This is a genomic window from Dyella silvatica, assembly GCF_026283955.1.
Lineage (GTDB): Bacteria > Pseudomonadota > Gammaproteobacteria > Xanthomonadales > Rhodanobacteraceae > Dyella_C > Dyella_C silvatica.
In genome coordinates, this window is record NZ_JAPDPE010000005.1 from 1 (window position 1) to 17,547 (window position 17,547).

A 17,547-nucleotide genomic window follows, 5' to 3' on the forward strand; every position below is an offset into this window, starting at 1 on the left:
GATAGACGTCATGCGCCGCCGTGGCCGGCGACACTTCATCGATATAGCCGGCGGGCAAGGCCTTGCCGTAACGATTGGCCAGCACCACACCGTCTTGATCGCCACGCGTCTGCACCAGGGCATCGCGCAAATCGTCGTGCCAATTGCGAGCGATCGCGGCAACCTGCTGCTCCAGTGCCTGTGCGTCGAACTCGACGTAGTCATTTACCTTGGGACGCAGCACCACGTACAAGCGCGCCAAGGCGGTTTCGCCCATCAGCACTTCGGAATCGACGTGCTCGGCGTGCAGGGTTTCGCGCAAATGACTGACGATGCGTTCGCGCACCGTGGTGTTCAAACGCTCGCGCGGCACGAACACAATGCAGGCAAAGAAACGGCCATAGCGGCCACGGCGTACAAACAAACGGGTGCGCGCGCGCTGGCGCAACTCAAGGATGCCGGTGGCGACTGCCTCGAGTTCATCTTCGCTGCTCTGAAACAGCTCATCGCGCGGCAACGACTCAAGGATATGGCGCAGCGATTTACCCGAATACGAATCGCGCTTGAGGCCGGAGCGGTCCAATACGGTTTCGACTTTCTTGCGCACCATCGGCACGTCTTGCGGACGCGCCATATAAGCGTTGGAAGAGAACAAACCAAGAAAACGCTGCTCGGCAATCGGCCGACCGTTGGCGTCGAACTTCAACACGCCGACGTAATCCATATAGCCCGGGCGATGCACCACCGAGCGCGCATTGGTCTTGGTCAGAATGATCGCGTCTTCGGCACCCGACTGCGGCAGGTCATTGGCAATCAAGCTGCGCAGCGAGCGCGGCGCTACCGAGCGTTCGCCTTTTTGCAGGATGCCCTGACCCGAAGCCTCATTGGCACGCAACACCTGTTCGCCATCGGCGTCGGCGACTTCGTATTCGCGATAGCCCAGGAAGGTGAAATTGTCATCGGCCAACCAGCGCAGAAATTCGCTGGCCTCATGCACCGAGGCCTGGTCCAGCGGCAGCTTGCGCTGCGGCAACTCATTGGCAATGGCCAATGCTTTCTCGCGCATGTTTGGCCAGACATTGACCGACATGCGCACATCGTCCAGCGCAAACTCAAGCTGCGCCTTCAGTTGAGCCTGCTCGGCGTCGCTCGCGACAAGGTCAAGCTCGAAATGCATGACCGACTCCGGCGCGCCAGCCTCGTCGCCCAAGCGTTGCAATTTTCCGGAAGCATCGCGAACTACCTTGATCACCGGGTGGATCACCGCATGAATCTGCCGCTGGGCCGCCACGATCATCGTCACGGTATCGACCAGGAACGGCATGTCGTCGGTGACCACCTGGATCAGGCTACGGCCGGTATGCCCGGTCTCCTGACTTATCACACGCACCGAGGCGCGGCCAGGCTGACGCTGCTGCATGAAATCAAGCAGGCCGACAACCGCGGAGGCCCATTCGGCCGTGGAATGCAAGTTGAGGTCGCCGCGGGGGATCCGCGCGAAGAACGCGTCGATAAAAATTTGCGCCTCTTCAAGGCGCATGGACGAAAAACCGGTTTTCTTCAGTTCTTCAGAAATGACAGTTTGGATTGAGCCGTCATTGGCCGCACGAATTGCATTCATGGCATCTACTAGTCAGTGGAAACGGAAGTGGCACACAAAGCTCTGGAAGGATACGCCGGGCATGCAGGCTAATCCACCGTTAGCGCCGCCAAACTTCACTTTGCGGCATGCTTCGACAGCTGCCGTTTCATCTGTCGCGAGCCGACATTCGTCCCTCGCCCATCATCGCGAACCCCACGATGACCATGCAGTTATAAGATTCGCGGTGAGGCGAACTTCGTCCGCTTTCAGAAATCACCCATTCGCATGCCGATGAGCGGTACACCGACGCGTGTTCAACCTGCCCCTCCCATACCTGTGCGCAGGTCGCGCAGGCGAGTCGCCATGATCGCCGCAACCGTCGCATATCCATTGACGCCATGAACCGTCCGGGATACATCTGCCGCCGAACATCTGCTGGCTAGCTCCATGCCGCCAAGCCCCTACCGACCCGTGCACCATCAGCCCGGCCAGCCAAAAGCTGTTACTAGTCGCAGCCATTTGTCACGTGCCAATTTGGGGCTAGATCTTCTCCGTCAATAAATTGTAAACTGACCGGTATAGTCACCCCCAGGTCCCAAGCCAGCCGTATCTCCTGTCATCACGCGGCGTTGATACTGCGTGCCGTTATGGTCGTGAGTTCACTTATCCTGCACCTGCCAATAACAAAGACGAATGGCACAAGACACTGCGGCACTACATCCTTAAACAGTAAGGTCTTTATGCTCCGCCTACTGATGCAGTCTGCGTTTACCCACTTCGATCACATTAAGAATGGAGTCCCCATGAAGTCCTCGTCACTGCGCACACCCATGTTGTGCCTTGGCCTGCTCGCCCTGACCGCCTGTGGCGGCAAGAAAGAGCAAGGTCCGCCGCAGATGCCGCCGCCGGAAGTGGGGGTCATCAACGCTCAGCCGCAGAGCACCCCCTTGACCAAGGACTTGGTCGGCCGTTTGTCGGCCTTCCGCAGCGCCGATGTGCGCGCCCGCGTCTCCGGTGTACTGCTCAAGCGTGTCTATAAAGAAGGCACCGACGTCAAACAGGGCCAGGTGATGTTCGAGATCGACCCGGCCGTGTACCAGGCTTCGGTCAATTCGAGCGCGGCCAACCTGGCGTCCGCCCAAGCCACCTATGTCAACAATCACAAGGCAGCCGAACGCTTTCGCCAACTGCGCCCCCAGGGTTTTGTCTCGCAGTCCGACCTGGACACCGCCGAAGCCAACGAGCGCTCCTCCGCCGCCTCGGTCAAGCAGTTCCAGGCCGCCGTGGATAGCGCCCGCGTCAACCTTGGCTTCACTCGCGTGGTCTCGCCGATCGACGGCCGCGCCGGCCAGCAGCAGGTCACCGAAGGCACCATCGTAGGCAATGGCAATGCCGATGGCGGCGCCGGCTCCACCCTGCTTACCACGGTCGAACAACTGGATCCGCTGTACGTCAACTTCACCGTCGGCTCGGCTGACCTGGACCGGCTGCGCTCGGCACAGACCCGCGGCAGCGTGGAGCTATCCGATCAGAACAAGACCACCGTACAGATCACCCTGCCGGACGGCAGCAAATACGATCAGCCAGGTACCCTGGATTTCTCCGACTCCGCGGTTGACCCGACCACTGGCACGATCAATTTGCGCGCGCTGCTGCCGAACCCGCAGCATCGCCTGATGCCCGGCACCTATGTCTCGCTCAACGCCAACCTCGGCCAGCAGAACAATGTGTTCCTGATTCCCCAAGGTGCGATTGCCCGTGACGTGGCTGGTGCCTATGCACTGGTGGTAAGCAAAGACAAGGACAAAGACAACAATACCGCCGTCGTACGCAAAGACGTTGTTGCCGACAACTTGAGTGGCGGCAACTGGATCGTCACCAGCGGCTTGAGTGCTGGCGACCAAGTCATCGTATCGGGACTGCAAACCGTGCAGCCGGGCAAGCCCGCCGTAGCGAAACCGTGGCAGCCAGGCAGCACCCCCGGTGGTCCGGCAGGTGGCGCGGCGGGTGCTGCCGCTGGCGGCGCCAAAGTCGCTAGCGGCAAGCAGTAAGGGAGTCGACCAACATGCCGAGTTTCTTCATTGACCGCCCGATTTTTGCCTGGGTGGTAGCCATTCTCATAACCATGGTCGGCGTCATTGCGATGCTGAACATGGGTATTGAGTCCTATCCCAATATTGCGCCACCGCAGGTGGTGGTATCGGCGAACTATCCCGGCGCCAGTGCCGACACCATGGAGAAAAACGTTACCCAGGTGATCGAGCAGCAGCTCACCGGTATCGATCACCTGCTCTACTTCAGCTCGTCGTCCAGCGCCAACGGTTCGGCCACCGTCACCCTGACCTTCGAAACCGGCACCAATGCGGATATCGCCCAGGTGCAGGTGCAGAACAAGGTCTCGCTGGCTCAGCCACGCTTGCCGACGGCGGTCACCCAGCAGGGTGTGGTGGTTGCGAAAAACAACCCTGACTTCTTGATGTTCGTTTCGCTGGTCTCGACCAACCCCGACATCGATGGCAACCGCCTGTCCGACATCATCGCGTCACAGGTGGCGGACCAGGTCGGTCGCCTTCCTGGTGTCGGTAGCACCCGCGTGATCGGTGCCGAATACGCGGTACGCATCTGGTTGAACCCGGACAAACTGCAGGGCTATGGCCTCTCTGCCAGCACCGTGCAAGCGGCGGTCGCCTCTCAGAACGTGCAATTTGCCGCCGGTTCGCTGGGCGCCGACCCGGCTCCGAAGGAGCAAGGTTTCACCGCGACGGTTTCCGCCGAGGGACGTTTCTCCTCGCCGGAAGAGTTCGGCAAAATCATCCTGCGCGCCAATAACGACGGCACGGTGGTCAAGCTCAGCGACGTGGCCCGTATTTCTTTCGGTCCGCAATCGTATGGCCTGACCTCCACCTGGAATGGTCAGCCGGTCGGCGGCCTGGGCGTGCAGCTGTTGCCGGGTGCCAACGCACTGGACGTGGCAACCGCCGTTCGCGCCAAGATGGACGATCTGGCCAAGGACTTTCCGCAGGGCGTGACCTGGTTTGCTCCTTACGATACGACCCCGTTCGTTACCGTATCGATCAAGGAAGTGGTGCAAACGCTGATCGAAGCCATCATCCTGGTGTTCCTGGTGATGCTGATCTTCCTGCAGAATTTCCGCGCCACGATCATCCCGACGCTGGTGATTCCGGTGGCCTTGCTGGGTACCTTTATCGGCCTGCTGGCGCTTGGCTTCACTATCAATCAGTTGACCCTGTTCGGCATGGTGCTGGCCATCGGTATCGTGGTGGATGACGCGATCGTGGTGATCGAGAACGTCGAACGCATCATGACCGAGGAGCATCTGCCGCCGAAGGAAGCCACGCGCAAAGCCATGGGCCAGATTACCGGCGCGGTGGTGGCGATTACCGTGGTGCTGGCGGCGGTGTTCGTGCCCTCTGCGCTGCAGAGCGGTGCATCGGGCGTGATCTACAAGCAGTTCGCCTTGACCATTGCCGTATCGATGGGCTTCTCAGCCTTCCTGGCGCTGTCGTTCACGCCGGCGTTGTGCGCGACCATGTTGAAGTCGACGCACCACGAAAAGAAAAACATCGTCTATCGCAGCTTCAACACGCTTTTCGACAAAGTCACGCATATCTATAGCGGCCACATCGGCAGCGCGGCGCGCCATGCACCACGCTGGATGCTGGTGTTCGCGATGGTCTCGGTGCTGGCGGGCTTCCTGTACACCAAGCTGCCGACCAGCTTCGTGCCCAGCGAAGACCAGGGCTTTGCCCTGGCCATCGTCAGTCTGCCACCGGGCGCCACCTTGCAGCGCACCGAACAGGTGATGACTGAGATGCGCGAACGGATAGCAAAGAGTCCCTTGAACGACTCGATCGTCGGCATGTATCAGATCAGCGGCTTCAGCTTTGTCGGTAACAGCGAAAGCACCGGCATGGCCTTTATCAAGCTCAAGGACTGGAGCGAGCGTTCGATCACCGCGGATGAGCTGATCATGAAGGCCAACGGCGTGCTGCATGGCATCCGTGACGCACAGATCTTCGTGGTCAATCTGCCAACCATCCGCGGCCTCAGCCAGTTCGGCGGCATCGACATGTATCTGCAGGCGCGAGCCGGTCAGACCCATGGCGAATTGATGCAGGCCATGGGTACGGTGGTCGGCAAGGCCGGCGGCAATCATGCCTTGTTCGGCGTGCGCCCCAACCTGTTGCCCGATGCACCGCAGTGGAACATGAAGGTGGATCGCGTGCAGGCGCAATCCATGGGCCTTTCCGTAAGCGACGTCTATACCGCCGTTCAGCTCGCGCTGGCGCCGGTGTATGTCAACGACTTCGTCTACAGCGGCCGCGTCAAGCGTGTCTACCTGCAAGCCGACCAACCGTTCCGCATGGGGCCGAATGCGCTACAGCACCTGTTCTCGCCGAGCAGCCTGAAGAACACCTCGACCACCAATCCGTACAACATGATCCCTATTTCCAGCGTAGTGAATACCAGCTGGGGCACAGGCTCACCGGCACTGACCCGTTACAACGGTTATGCCGCGGTGGAAATCGTCGGCAATGAAGCGCCGGGCTTTTCGACCGGCCAGGCAATGGCTGCCTTGCAAGGCATCGTCGATGGCGACCTGCCCAAGGGTTATGGCGCGGACTGGACCGGCCAGTCCTACCAGGAAATCCTGGCAGGTAACTCGGCCACCCTGTTGATGGTGCTGTCGATCGTCATCGTGTTCTTGTGCTTGTCCGCCCTGTACGAGAGCTGGTCGATTCCGGTCGCCGTGCTGCTGGTGGTGCCGCTTGGCTTGCTGGGCACGGTGTTGTTCTCGATGATGCGCGGCCTGCCCAACGACATGTACTTCAAGATCGGCATGATTACGGTCATGGGTTTGGCCGCAAAGAATGCGATTCTGATCGTGGAGTTCGCCGTCGAGCAGCAGCTGCAAGGCCACACCTTGTTCCAGTCGGTGGTCACCGCGGCCCGCTTGCGACTGCGGCCGATTCTGATGACCTCGATGGCGTTCATCCTGGGTGTGTTCCCGCTGGCCATCTCGACCGGTGCCGGCGCCAACTCACGCCACGCGATCGGCACCGGCGTGATCGGCGGCATGTTGTTTGCCACGTTCCTCGGCCTGCTGTTGATTCCGGTGTTCTATGTGTCGGTGCGCGGCCTGCTTGGCGACAAGCTGGACGAGCCTTCGCACAAGATGCCGCATCACGGCGGTGATGCCGGCGGCCACGGTGGCCCCGCTGACGATTCGCACGGCATGCAGCCGTTCGATTCGGATCCGCGACGCGGCGCATAACATCAAGCCGAGATCGCTTCGGCCTGCATTGCTTCAAGCAAACCCGGCGAGATTCCTCGCCGGGTTTTTTATTTTTTTTATCTACATGAAGGCCCGCTGGCTGAGCACCACGGGATAGTCCCTGCATATGATGTATCCGTAAAATCTTGCCGCTAATCTAGGTTGCCGCCTGTTTCGGCACCCTCAGCACATCCACGGAGTACCCCGGTACTACGCGCCGAGGTTAGTACCGCGTCTGTCGTTCCCCTCCCCCGTCTCCCCCTTCGGAAACCATCGCGCTATGACACGGACAAATACAACATTCGCCACACTTTTCAGCAGCATGCTTGTCTTGATGGCAGGTTCGGCTAAGGCACAATCGGCGACACCGCCAGATGGCGCAACGAGCAACAATAGTTCGACCCCCTGGTCACTCGGCCTGGGCGTCGCGTCGAGTCCAAGCCCGTATCGCAAGTACGATCGCAACATTTGGCCGATCCCTCTTATCGGGTACGAGGGCAGCAGTTTCTATTTCCGCGGATTGGGCGCCGGCTACTATCTGCTGCGCGACAAGAACTCCAGCCTCACCGTTGATCTGGGGTTATCGCCGAATTATTACCGCCCCTCCGACAGTAACGATCCACGCATGAAACAGCTCAGCAATCGCAAGCTGTCGATCATGGCCGGGTTTAGCTATCAGTATCGTGCCGACTGGGGCGTAGTCGGCGCGCGGGTGGCCACTGACGTCAGCGGCAACAGCAAAGGACAATATGCGGAAGCCACCTACGGCTATCCGATCACCACCGGCAAACTCACCCTGACCCCGCGTATCGGCGGCAGCTGGAATAGCCAGAAGCTAAATAACTACTACTACGGCGTCAGCCAGCGCGAGGCTGCTCGCAGCGGCCTGGCTTATTACCGGGCAGACAGTGGCGTGACGCCGTTCTTCAGCATCGACGCCGGCTACGCCTTTACGCCGAGCTGGAGCGCCTTTGCGCAAGTCCGCTATACCCATCTCAACAATGAGATCAAGGACAGCCCGATGGTCGACAAAACGGGGATGACCAGTTACCTGATCGGCGTCGTGCATCGGTTCTAAGCAAGCAAGCCTTTCGCCGAGCGCCATGCACTCGGCGAAAGGGCCCTTGCCGCGGGGCTTAGCGCAATCCGGTCTCGGCGCGCGCAATCACCATGCGCTGAATTTCGCTGGTGCCCTCATAGATCTCGGTGATCTTCGCATCGCGGAAGTAACGCTCCAGCGGCATTTCTTTCGAATAACCCATGCCGCCGTGAATCTGCACCGCCTGATGGGCAATCCACATGGCCGCCTCGGATGCCACCAGCTTGGCCACCGATGCCTCGGTGCCAAAACGACCGCCGTGCTTTTCCGTCTCGCCCTTGGCCCAGGCGGCACGCAACGTCAGCAAGGTTGCCGCATCGAGCTTGCACTTCATGTCGGCGATCTTGGCCTGGGTCATCTGGAAGGTACCGATCGGATGGCCAAACGCCTTTCGATCGCGCGACCACTGCAAGGTGGCCTCATAAGCCGCACGGGCAATGCCCACCGATTGCGAAGCGATACCGATACGGCCAGCGTCGAGCACGCCCATGGCGATCGAGAAACCCTTGCCTTCCTCGCCCAGCAAATCGTTCTTCGAGCAGACGTAATCGCTGAATTCGATTTCGCAAGTGGCCGAGGCGCGAATACCCAGCTTCGGCTCGGTCTTGCCGGCGTGGAAACCCGGCAGCGCGGTATCGATGATGAAAGCCGACACGCCCTTGGCGCCGATACCCGGCGTGGTGATCGCAAACAGCACGATATAGCGTGCGACCGGGCCGGAGGTGATCCAGCTCTTCTTGCCGTTGATCACCCAATCGCCATCGGCGTTCTTGGTGGCGCGGGTATGCATGGCCGACGCATCCGAGCCCGACTGCGGCTCGGTCAGCGCGTAAGCGCCAATGCCTTCGCCCTGGGCAATCGCACGCACATATTTCTGCTTTTGTTCTTCGTTGCCATGCTTGAGGATGCCGTTGCAGAACAGCGAGTTGTTCACCGACATGATGGTCGAGGTAGCGGCGTCTGCGGCAGCGATCTCAATCATCGCCAGCACATAGGCGATCGGGTCCATACCGGCACCGCCATACGCTTCCGGCACCTCGATGCCCATCAGGCCGAGCTTGCCCATCTCGCGGATGTTGTCCAACGGAAACTCGCCTTTGGCATCCAGTTCAGCCGCTACCGGCGCAATGCGCTTTTGCGCAAAATCGCGGGCCATCGACTGGATTGCCAGCTGGTCTTCGGTAAAACGGAAATCCATGAACTACTCCAAAGCGTGACTTAGCCGGGCATTTTAGCCGTTCGCGGCCAGGCTTGCCGCCATTTTCAGGCGGCTCCTGCCGCCGCCCCTGCACCGGGTCTATTGACTCCCCCCAGGCACGCGCCTAGCCTTATGCATCTCTTTATCGCGATAAAAGGATGCGCAATGGATCTTGCCACTGCCTCCAGCGTGCTGCGCCTGCTCGCGGACCCTACCCGTGTACGCCTGCTGGCCCTGCTCGAACACGAGGAATTGACCGTGGCGGAGTTGGCTGCCGTGCTGCATCTGGCGCAACCACGCGTATCGACCCACCTGGCCAAGCTCAAAGAAGCCGAGCTGGTTCGCGACCGTCGCGCTGGCGTCTCGGCCTATTACCGCGCCAACAACGAGGGGGACGATCACCAGCATGATCTGGTCAAGTCCCTACGCGAAAGCATCGACGACGCCTTGCTGCGGGAAGACGCCGCGCGCCTCCCCGGCGTGCTGGCACAACGCGCCAGGGAACAGGGCTGGGCTGACACCGTGGCAGGCGACATGGAGCGCCACTATTCACCCGGCCGCACCTGGGAAACCGTGGCCCGCGCCTTGCTGCAACTGCTGGAAACCGGCGATGTGCTGGATATCGCCTCCGGCGACGGCATCACCGCCGAACTGCTAGCCCCGCACGCCCGCTCGATTGTCTGCGTGGATAGCAGCGACCGCGTCGTCGACGCCGCCGCAAAGCGCTTGCAATCCTTCAGCAACGTGGAAGTGCGCCAAGGCGACATGCATGCACTGGAGCTGGGCGAGCGCCGCTTTGATCTGGTCCTGATGCTGCATGCGCTGACCTACGCCGAGTATCCAGCGAAAGCTGTCGCCGAAGCAGCCCGCCTGCTGCGTAGCGGTGGCCGCCTGCTGGCGGTGACCCTGGGCAAGCATGACCACCGCGCCGTGGTCGAGCCCTTCGATCACCGCAACCTGGGCTTTTCCAGCGATGAACTCAGTGGCTTCGCCAAGAGCGCCAAGCTGGACGTACTCAGTTGCACGCGTTTGAGCCGTGAACGGAAAGCCCCACATTTCGAAGTTATCAGCCTGCTCGCCCGTAAATCGTGAGAACCCTTCTATGAGCACCTTGCCCTGGCTTCACCCCGAACGCGTAGCGCTACTCGAATCTGCATTGAGCGAGCGCATTCTTATCCTCGACGGCGGCATGGGTACCATGCTGCAAGGTCACCAGCTGGACGAGGCCGGTTTCCGTGGCCAGCGTTTTGAGCATGGGCACGACAGCTCGCACGAGCACGATCACCCCGGCAGCTGTGACCTGAAAGGCAATAACGACCTGCTTACGCTGACCAAGCCGGAGATCATCCGCGGCGTACATACGGCGTATCTCGAAGCCGGCGCCGACCTGGTCGAAACCAACACCTTCAACTCCACCCGCATCAGCCAGGCCGACTATCACCTTGAGCATCTGGCTTACGAGCTGAACCGGGAAGGTGCCCGGCTGGCCCGCGCCGCGTGTGACGAGATCGAGGCCAAGACACCCGAGCGCCCGCGCTTTGTTATCGGTGTGCTCGGCCCTACCAGCCGCACTGCCTCGCTGTCGCCCGACGTCAATGACCCCGGCTTTCGCAACGTCACCTTTGAAGAACTCGCCACCAACTACACCGAGGCCGCCCAAGGGCTGATCGACGGCGGTGCCGACGTCATCATGGTCGAGACGATTTTCGATACGCTCAACGCCAAGGCCGCGCTATTTGCATTGAGCGAGCTATTCCACCAAACGCGCGCACGATTGCCGGTGATGATTTCCGGCACGATCACCGACCGCTCCGGCCGCACCCTTTCCGGCCAGACCGCCGAAGCGTTTTTCTACTCGGTACGCCATGCACGTCCGTTGTCCGTCGGGCTGAACTGCGCGCTCGGCGCGGCGGATCTGCGCCCGCACGTGCAAACCCTGGCCAATATCGCCCACTGCTTCGTCAGCACGCATCCCAACGCCGGCCTGCCGAATGCCTTTGGCGAGTACGACGAAACCCCCGAGCAGATGGCCAGCGTGATCGGCGGCTTCGCTCGCGACGGCCTGCTCAACCTGGTCGGCGGCTGCTGCGGCACCACCCCCGCGCATATCAAGGCGATTGCCGAAGCGGTGCGTGAATGTGCCCCGCGGGCCCTGCCGTCGCTGGCGGAAAACGCGGCATAACCCGTTGCGCCACGTACTTACCGGCCTACCCATACCTATGAAGAATCGACCTATGAAGACATCCCCCATGGCGCCGCACAGACACACCCGGGAGGTCTTTCATCTATCCACGCTCGCCCTGGACAGCTTCGCTGCCAGAAAAGAGAAAAGCTGTAACTTGGAGTGTTGCCGGGCATGAACGTCGTACGCCACACCCGCCTTTCCGGCCTCGAACCGCTGGTCATTACACCTGACCTGTTGTTCATCAATGTCGGCGAGCGCACCAATGTCACCGGCTCGGCGCAGTTCAAGAAACTGATCAAGGAAAACCGCTACGAAGAAGCGGTCGAGGTTGCACGCCAGCAAGTAGAAAATGGCGCGCAAATCATCGACATCAATATGGACGAAGGCTTGATCGACTCCGAAGCGGCGATGACCCGCTTCGTCAATCTGATCGCTGCCGAGCCGGATATTGCGCGCGTGCCGGTGATGATCGACTCCTCCAAATGGAGCGTGATCGAAGCCGGTCTGCGCTGCCTGCAGGGCAAAGGCATCGTCAACTCGATCTCGATGAAAGAAGGCGAGGCAATCTTTCTAGAACACGCGCGCAAGGTGCAGCAGTACGGCGCCGCCGTGGTCGTCATGGCCTTCGATGAGCAAGGCCAGGCCGACACCTGCGAACGCAAAGTCGAGATCTGTTCGCGCGCCTACAAGCTGCTGATCGACGAGCTGGACTTTTTACCCGAAGACATCATCTTCGATCCGAATATTTTCGCCATCGCCACCGGCATCGAAGAACACAACAATTATGCCGTCGACTTCATCGAAGCCACGCGCGAACTAAAGCGTCGCTTCCCCAACAGCCATATTTCCGGCGGTGTATCCAACGTATCGTTCTCGTTTCGCGGCAACAACACCGTGCGCGAAGCGATCCACTCGGTCTTTCTGTACCACGCCATCAAGGCCGGCATGGACATGGGCATCGTCAACGCCGGTGGCTTGATGATTTATGACGATGTGCCGCAGGAGCTGCGCGAGCGCGTCGAAGACGTCGTCATGAACCGCCGTGCCGACGCGACCGAGCGCCTGCTGGAGATCGCCGAGAAATTCAACACCAAGAAAGGCGAAGTCGTTGTCGAAACCCTCGCCTGGCGCGAGAAATCGGTGCAGTCGCGGCTTAGCCACGCGCTGGTGCACGGCATCGACCAATACGTCAACGAAGACACCGAAGAAGCGCGCCAGCTTTCCACCCGGCCGCTGGATGTCATCGAAGGCCCCTTGATGGATGGCATGAACGTGGTCGGCGACTTGTTTGGTGCCGGCAAGATGTTTCTGCCTCAGGTGGTGAAATCCGCCCGCGTCATGAAAAAGGCGGTGGCTTATCTGCTGCCTTTTATCGAAGAAGAAAAGCTGCGCACCGGCGACGCTGGCAAAAACAACGGCGTCATCGTGATGGCCACGGTGAAAGGCGATGTGCACGACATCGGCAAGAACATCGTCGGCGTCGTGCTGCGCTGTAATAACTTCGAGGTCATCGATCTCGGCGTGATGGTGCCCGCGCAGAAAATTCTCGACACCGCACGCGAGCACAACGCCGACATCATCGGCTTGTCTGGCCTGATTACCCCTTCGCTGGAAGAAATGAGCCAGGTAGCCCGCGAAATGCAGCGGCAGGATTTTCACATCCCGCTGCTGATCGGTGGTGCCACCACCTCGCGTGCGCATACGGCCTTGAAGATCGAGCCGCACTACAAATCGCCGACGGTCTGGGTCAAAGACGCCTCGCGCGCGGTGGGCGTAGCGCAGTCGCTGGTCAGCAAGGATCTGGTCGACAACTTCATGATCAAGATCCGCGCCGAGTACGCCGAAGTGCGCGAGCGCCATCGCAACCGCGGCCCCGGCAAGCAACTCGTGTCGATCGAGAAAGCCCGCGCGCAACGCTGGACCTGCGACTGGGACGACTACACCCCAGCGCAACCGAACCAGCCCGGCATCACCGTTTTTGAATCTTACGATCTGGCCGAACTGCGTAGCTATATCGACTGGTCGCCGTTCTTCAACGCCTGGGAGCTGGCCGGCCATTACCCGGCCATCCTCGACGACGAGATCGTCGGCAAGCAGGCCAGCGAACTGTTTGCCGATGCACAAGTCATGCTGGACAAAATCATCGCCGAACGCTGGCTCACTGCACGCGGCGTGATCGGCCTGTGGCCCGCAGCCCAATCCGGCGATGACACCGAGGTGTATTCGCCCAGCGGTGAAAAAATCGCTGTACTGCATCACCTGCGCCAGCAAGTAGACAAGCCGGTCGAGCGCCCCGATTTCTGCCTGGCCGACTTTATCGCCCCCAAAAACAGCGCTAAGCAAGACTGGGTCGGCGGCTTTGCCGTTACTGCGGGCATCGGCATCGATGAGCATATCGCCCGCTTTGAAGCCGACCACGACGACTACTCATCGATTCTGCTCAAGGCCCTGGCCGACCGCCTTGCCGAGGCCTTCGCCGAACGCATGCACCAGCGCGTGCGGCGGGAATTCTGGGGGTATGTCCCCGACGAAACCCTGGATAACGTCGCACTGATCGACGAAAAATACCAAGGTATTCGCCCTGCGCCGGGTTATCCGGCCTGCCCCGACCATACCGAGAAAGCCACCTTGTTCCGACTGCTCGATGCCACCGCAAACACCGGCATCGAACTGACCGACAGCTTCGCCATGTTCCCCACCGCGGCGGTATCGGGCTGGTACTTCTCGCACCCCGGCAGCCAGTACTTCGTTGTCGGCCGGCTTACCCGCGAACAAATCGATGACTATGCCAAGCGCAAGGGCTGGAGCCGTGAACAGGCCGAGCGTTGGCTGGCCCCCAATCTGGACTACGACCCGGACTGAGCTTGCAACAACCCCGCCTCCCTCAGCCGCATTCACGCTGAGGGAGCGCGCGCCACCGCGGTTACACCTCGCTCTCGACCAAGCCGCGCCGGCGCTTTACTTCACGCATATGTACGACCAGGTTGTAGACCGAGACAAAGGTCGGAAAAAAGTTGGAAAGAATGCCCACCGAGTCGTTCTTGCCGATGATGAAATAAGCCAGCAGCAGCACACTGCCGCACACCGACAGCCACCAGAACGACAATGGCATCACCACGCGTCCCAGCTTGCGCGTGTAGTACAACTGCACAAACCAGCGGCTGGTAAACATGACCGAGCCGAGATAGCCCACCGCCTTCCACGGGGTCAGCTCAAACCGATGCAAGGCCTCGAGGATGTGATTGAATTCGTGCTGCAGGAAGTCCATGAGCTTGGCCATTGCTTGAGAACCGGCGATTTTAGCAACCGGCAGGGCCATAAAGCGGCATGAGCGGTTAACAAAGCTTAGCCCCAGGCATTGACCTGCCCCCGGGCATTCCGTATAGTTGCGCGCTCTCGGCGGGCGGTTAGCTCAGCGGTAGAGCACTGCCTTCACACGGCAGGTGTCACAAGTTCGATCCTTGTACCGCCCACCATCAAGATTTGCGAAAAGGCTGCTCCATGGAGCGGCCTTTTTCGTTCTGAGCGTCCGATGGAGCGTGCGTGTAGCAGCGAACCTTCACACGGCAGGTGTCACAAGTTCGATCCTTGTACCGCCCACCATCAAGATTCGCGAGAAGGCTGCTCAACGAGCGGCCTTTTTCGTTCCTGGCCTCCCGCGAAGCGTGCGTGTAGCAGCGAACCTTTACCCGACAGGTGTCACAAGTTCGATCCTTGTACCGCCCACCACTAAGATTCACGATAAGGCTGTTCCATGGTGCGGCCTTTTTCGTTCCTGGCCTCCGGCAAAGCGTGCGTGTAGCAGCGAACCTTCACACGGCAGGTGTCACACGTTCGATCCTTGTACCGCCCACCACTAAGATTTGCGAAAAGGCTGCTCCATGGAGCGGCCTTTTTCGTTCTGAGCCACCGACCGAGCGTGCGTGTAGCAGCGAACCTTCACACGGCAGGTGTCACACGTTCGATCCTTCTACCGCCCACCACTAAAGATTTGCGAAAAGGCTGCTCTGTTGAGCGGCCTTTTTCGTTCTGCCCCACCGACCGAGCGTGCGTGTAGCAGCGGACCTTTACGCCCTCTGTGCCACAAGCGCGATCCTTGTGCCGTCCCCGCTAGATTCGCAATATGGCGTTGGATTCTTTTATTGGCGTCAATGCAACGCTAAAACCACGCGAAGTGCATCAGCCTCAAGAAAATACCTATTCGACCGCAACCCATATCAGCGCCATTAATAATCCAACTATAAATTTCGAATAGCTCAGCAGCAGGCCCCCGCGAATAGCAAAGCATGCTTATGTCGGCGCGTACCGCTCCAATAACTGCCGCACTCACTGGCGCCCACCCGAAACACCGCTGCGCCCCAGTGCCGCTTCAACCAGACATCCGGGCTGTTTGACGAGTCGTTGAAAACCGCGGTGACGTAGGCGATCAAACCCGCCCACGCCCTTTCAGTAGCGAAACTATGGCGGCCGTAATGGCTGATGTACGCTTTCTCGGCATAGCCACTTCACACAGCATCGAGATACTGGACCATGGCGGAAAATCGACCTCAGCCTCCAACGCAAGATCGCACGGCTCCGTTGCCGGCATCAGCCATGCGGATGCTTGCCGAAGCTGGCCAGGCCTTGAGCCGCATACGGCCCGACGACGCCGAACGCGCACTGACGGGAGTGCTGGCACTGGTCCCCGACTCTGCCGATGCCAACCGCCTGATGGGCATTGCATGTCTGATGCGTGCGGACCACCAGCGAGCTGTCGACTTCTTAGGCCGAGCGCTCGCCCACTGTCCGGACGACGCCATGATCCATATGAATCTTGGCAGTGCACTCTATGACTTAGGTGCCACCGATGACGCGCTGTCCCACCTGCGTCGCGCCTGCGCACTGGCGCCGCAGATCGCCGCCCCCTGGTACAACCTGGGCAAGGCGCTCAAGCTGCAGGTGCAGACCGAAGAAGCCAGTCGCGCCCTGAAGCAAGCGCTGGCCATGGATCCGGCGCATATCCTGGCGCGTATCGCCTTGGCTGACGCCCAGACGAGCATGGGCGACATCCCTGCGGCGATTGCCCACTACCGCGAAATTCTGCGACGACAGCCAGAGAACCCGGATGCCTGGCATGCATTGGCCAATCTAAAGACAGAGCGCTTGAGCGCCGAAGACGCAAAGCGACTGCGGCAAGCCTTTCGGCAGCCAGGAGCCAGCCCCGATGCGCGTATCTCGCTCGGCTTTGCCTTGGCCAAGGCGCTGGAAGACCAACACGACTACCCGACGGCTTTCGAGGCGCTGCGCGAAGCCAATGCACTCAAGCGCCGCCAGGTGAATTGGGATGCCGCGGCGGAACAAGCCAGGGTGGACGCCATCATGCAGGCGTTCGCTGGGCAAGCGCCCGAGCCCGTGGACGCCACACTGGGCCAGGAGGTCATTCTCATCGTAAGCCTGCCCCGCTCCGGCTCCACCCTGACCGAACAGATCCTGGCCTCGCACCCACAGGTCGAAGGCGCCAACGAAATAACTGACCTGCCGCAAGTCATCGATGACGAGTCGAAACGCCGCGGGCTGCCTTTCCCCCAATGGGTAAATGCGGCAACACCAGAAGACTGGGCGCGCCTGGGCCGAGACTATCTCGCACGCACGGCACGCTGGCGGCAACAGCGCCCACGCTTTACCGACAAAAACCTGGTCAACTGGCAACTGGTAGGCGCCGCGCTGCGCATGCTGCCCGGCGCCCGCGTGGTGAACTCGCGCCGCGACGCGCTGGAGACCTGCTGCGCCTGCTATCGCCAGCTATTCAGCAACAGCGCGCACTTTAGCTACGACCTGGACGACATGGCACGTCACTACCAGGATTACGATCGCCTGAGTCGCTACTGGCAGCAGCAAATGCCAAAACAGGTTCTGGACCACTCCTACGAAGCGCTGCTTGCCGATACCGAAGCGCAGATTCGCCGCTTACTGGATTTCTGTGGCCTCGACTTCGACCCAGCCTGCCTCACACCGCATCAGACATCGCGCACCGTGCTCAGCACCGCCAGTGCGGCCCAGGTGCGCCAGCCTTTGCGCGCGGAGACCTCATACAGCGCACGCTACGCCGAAAAGCTGGATCCGCTGCGCGCGCGTCTTCAGGGAATGGGCTTGCGTTAAACCCTGCCTACAGGCCTTCGCCACCTTGTAGCAATCGATTCAACGGACGACGCAAGTTCATCGTCGCGAT

Annotated in this window: 9 protein-coding genes, 1 tRNA gene and 1 pseudogene; 8 read left to right on the top strand and 3 right to left on the bottom strand. The window is 60.4% G+C overall.

Annotation, left to right across the window (positions count from 1 at the left end; translation table 11 throughout):
• Positions 1–1,600 (bottom strand): annotated as a pseudogene (locus OUZ52_RS01770) (NAD-glutamate dehydrogenase domain-containing protein); the annotation flags it as partial.
• A gap of 764 nt (positions 1,601–2,364) precedes the next feature.
• Between OUZ52_RS01770 and OUZ52_RS01775 the strand changes: the two are divergent.
• The 3 genes from OUZ52_RS01775 to OUZ52_RS01785 all read left to right on the top strand — a co-directional run bounded on the left by OUZ52_RS01775 (position 2,365) and on the right by OUZ52_RS01785 (position 7,935).
• Positions 2,365–3,612 carry an efflux RND transporter periplasmic adaptor subunit gene (locus OUZ52_RS01775; RefSeq protein WP_266156591.1) on the top strand — a complete coding sequence of 416 codons (1,248 nt, stop codon included), beginning with the start codon at positions 2,365–2,367 and terminating at the stop codon, positions 3,610–3,612.
• A 14-nt stretch (positions 3,613–3,626) separates the two neighbouring features.
• Positions 3,627–6,857, top strand: coding sequence for an efflux RND transporter permease subunit (locus OUZ52_RS01780; protein WP_266156592.1), 3,231 nt, complete (start codon positions 3,627–3,629; stop codon positions 6,855–6,857).
• Between the two features lie 334 nt (positions 6,858–7,191).
• Positions 7,192–7,935 (top strand): MipA/OmpV family protein, encoded by a 744-nt coding sequence (locus OUZ52_RS01785; protein ID WP_266156594.1) that lies wholly within the window; start codon positions 7,192–7,194, stop codon positions 7,933–7,935.
• A gap of 58 nt (positions 7,936–7,993) precedes the next feature.
• Here OUZ52_RS01785 and OUZ52_RS01790 read toward each other — a convergent pair whose 3' ends face one another.
• A complete protein-coding gene (locus OUZ52_RS01790; protein ID WP_266156595.1) occupies positions 7,994–9,154 on the bottom strand; it encodes an acyl-CoA dehydrogenase family protein in 1,161 nt (386 codons plus the stop codon).
• A gap of 165 nt (positions 9,155–9,319) precedes the next feature.
• Here OUZ52_RS01790 and OUZ52_RS01795 point away from each other — a divergent pair, with 165 nt between their 5' ends.
• The 3 genes from OUZ52_RS01795 (at position 9,320) to metH (ending at position 14,201) form a co-directional block, all read left to right on the top strand.
• Positions 9,320–10,246 carry an ArsR/SmtB family transcription factor gene (locus OUZ52_RS01795; protein WP_266156597.1) on the top strand — a complete coding sequence of 309 codons (927 nt, stop codon included), beginning with the start codon at positions 9,320–9,322 and terminating at the stop codon, positions 10,244–10,246.
• 10 nt (positions 10,247–10,256) lie between these two features.
• Entirely contained in the window at positions 10,257–11,336 is a 1,080-nt protein-coding gene (locus tag OUZ52_RS01800) for a homocysteine S-methyltransferase family protein (protein WP_266156598.1), read from the top strand.
• Between the two features lie 174 nt (positions 11,337–11,510).
• Positions 11,511–14,201, top strand: coding sequence for a methionine synthase (gene metH / locus OUZ52_RS01805; RefSeq protein ID WP_266156599.1), 2,691 nt, complete (start codon positions 11,511–11,513; stop codon positions 14,199–14,201).
• Positions 14,202–14,262: 61 nt separating this feature from the next.
• Here the strand turns inward: metH and OUZ52_RS01810 are convergent, their stop codons facing one another.
• Positions 14,263–14,619: a lipid-A-disaccharide synthase N-terminal domain-containing protein gene (locus OUZ52_RS01810; protein ID WP_266156600.1), complete on the bottom strand. Its 357-nt coding sequence runs from the start codon at positions 14,617–14,619 to the stop codon at positions 14,263–14,265.
• A gap of 121 nt (positions 14,620–14,740) precedes the next feature.
• Between OUZ52_RS01810 and OUZ52_RS01815 the strand changes: the two genes are divergently transcribed.
• Both OUZ52_RS01815 and OUZ52_RS01820 read left to right on the top strand, forming a co-directional pair.
• Positions 14,741–14,815, top strand: a tRNA-Val gene (locus tag OUZ52_RS01815).
• A 1,117-nt stretch (positions 14,816–15,932) separates the two neighbouring features.
• Positions 15,933–17,477: a tetratricopeptide repeat-containing sulfotransferase family protein gene (locus OUZ52_RS01820; protein ID WP_266156601.1), complete on the top strand. Its 1,545-nt coding sequence runs from the start codon at positions 15,933–15,935 to the stop codon at positions 17,475–17,477.
• The last annotated feature ends 70 nt before the right edge of the window (positions 17,478–17,547 follow it).

Excerpts from the sequence above, each read along its gene's own strand:
- OUZ52_RS01795 (WP_266156597.1), top strand. The coding sequence starts at position 9,320 with ATGGATCTTGCCACTGCCTCCAGCGTGCTGCGCCTGCTCGCGGACCCT.
- OUZ52_RS01790 (WP_266156595.1), bottom strand. The coding sequence starts at position 9,154 with ATGGATTTCCGTTTTACCGAAGACCAGCTGGCAATCCAGTCGATGGCC.
- OUZ52_RS01810 (WP_266156600.1), bottom strand. The coding sequence starts at position 14,619 with ATGGCCAAGCTCATGGACTTCCTGCAGCACGAATTCAATCACATCCTC.
- OUZ52_RS01820 (WP_266156601.1), top strand. The coding sequence starts at position 15,933 with ATGCGGATGCTTGCCGAAGCTGGCCAGGCCTTGAGCCGCATACGGCCC.
- OUZ52_RS01785 (WP_266156594.1), top strand. The coding sequence starts at position 7,192 with ATGGCAGGTTCGGCTAAGGCACAATCGGCGACACCGCCAGATGGCGCA.
- OUZ52_RS01800 (WP_266156598.1), top strand. The coding sequence starts at position 10,257 with ATGAGCACCTTGCCCTGGCTTCACCCCGAACGCGTAGCGCTACTCGAA.
- metH (WP_266156599.1), top strand. The coding sequence starts at position 11,511 with ATGAACGTCGTACGCCACACCCGCCTTTCCGGCCTCGAACCGCTGGTC.
- OUZ52_RS01780 (WP_266156592.1), top strand. The coding sequence starts at position 3,627 with ATGCCGAGTTTCTTCATTGACCGCCCGATTTTTGCCTGGGTGGTAGCC.
- OUZ52_RS01775 (WP_266156591.1), top strand. The coding sequence starts at position 2,365 with ATGAAGTCCTCGTCACTGCGCACACCCATGTTGTGCCTTGGCCTGCTC.